2 protein-coding genes are annotated in these 1,289 nt (G+C 45.1%); both read left to right on the top strand.

The annotated features are described in order from the left end of the window. The first annotated feature begins 227 nt into the window (after positions 1-227). On the top strand, positions 228-617 hold the full coding sequence (locus D908_RS00125; RefSeq protein ID WP_005528039.1) for a VOC family protein: 390 nt from the start codon (positions 228-230) through the stop codon (positions 615-617). Positions 618-927: 310 nt separating this feature from the next. Continuing rightward, entirely contained in the window at positions 928-1,107 is a 180-nt protein-coding gene (locus D908_RS00130) for a DUF645 family protein (RefSeq protein WP_005528034.1), read from the top strand. Positions 1,108-1,289: the final 182 nt, after the last annotated feature.

Below are 1,289 nucleotides of genomic sequence, written 5' to 3'. Positions count from 1 at the left end.
ATGACATCTACCAAAACGTATAACAAACGCCTCAAGAGGGACTGTCAACGCGTGGCGTTTCCAGTCCCAATGAGCCGTGGTGGTTGCAGTTGCTGTGTTTGAGTTTTGTGGTAATGCGTTGCCAGCCCCTTAGGCGGGCGTTATAGCTTATCTCACATTTCAACCTAGACATTGCTCAATCGATGCCTCAGAGTAAATCCCTACTTTGCTCAACAAGAGGAACAAGTATGTTTAGTCACATCATGATCGGCTCCAATGACATTGAAAAATCAAAGGTTTTCTATGACGCCATATTGTCGGTGTTAGGTTATCCAGCGGGTGTTATTGACGCCAAAGGTCGCTGTCTCTACATAAATCAAGATGGTGTGCTTGGTATTACGAAACCAGTGAATGGTGAACCTGCGACGCATGGTAATGGGATGACAATTGGCTTTAAAGTTAGTAGTCCAGAGTTAGTAGAAGCATGGCATGCAGCCGGTTTAGCAAATGGTGGTGTGGCTTGTGAAGATCCTCCGGGTATCAGAGTGAGCGGACAAAGAAAAATGTATTTAGCTTATTTACGAGATCCTGCAGGTAATAAGCTATGTGCAACACATCATATGTCCACGGGCAACTAAAAGCACCGCTATAACAAACGCCTCAAGAGGGACTGTCAACGCGTGGCGTTTCCAGTCCCATTGAGCCGTGGTGGTTACAGTTGGTGTGTTTAAGTTTAGTGTCATGCGTTGCCAGCCCCTTAGGCGGGCGTTAGCTTCTTAAAGGCTAAAACCATGAAAATCTAAGCTCAATTATTCTTAGAACTCAGCTTCTAGCGTTCAAATTCCACAATTTGGCTTTCGAGTTTTTCTTGATGCTGATTTGGTAGAAGGTGTTGAATATTCAGCAGGTTCAACGTCGCTGAAAACCATCAAGCTTCGATGCTTCAATGTGTTGGATGTTCCACACGGAAAGTTTGGTTTCACAAAAGGCTGCATCATCGCTGTGATCTGGCTTTCTTTGTCATGGACTCTTAACCGTGGCCAACTTAGCCCTGATCGTTTTGAGTTTTGGGAGCCAACTTCACAGCTTTTGGCGTTGGACGTGTGTTTGAGTGATGCTTTTGCATAAAATGCATTTCAAGCAAATGTGTTTAAAAAGTCATTGTTAAACAATCGGCTACGAAGCTAACAAACGCCTCAAGAGGGACTGTCAACGCGTGGCGTTTCAAGTTACATTGAGCCGCGGTGGTTTCGGTTGTTGTGKTTGAGTTTGGTGTTTATGCGTTGCCAGCCCTTAGGCGGGCGTTAATG

This window comes from Vibrio mimicus CAIM 602 (assembly GCF_000338875.1).
Classification (GTDB): Bacteria; Pseudomonadota; Gammaproteobacteria; order Enterobacterales; family Vibrionaceae; genus Vibrio; species Vibrio mimicus.
The sequence above is the reverse complement of the archived record's forward strand: the minus strand, read 5'-3'. Positions and strand labels throughout refer to the sequence as shown.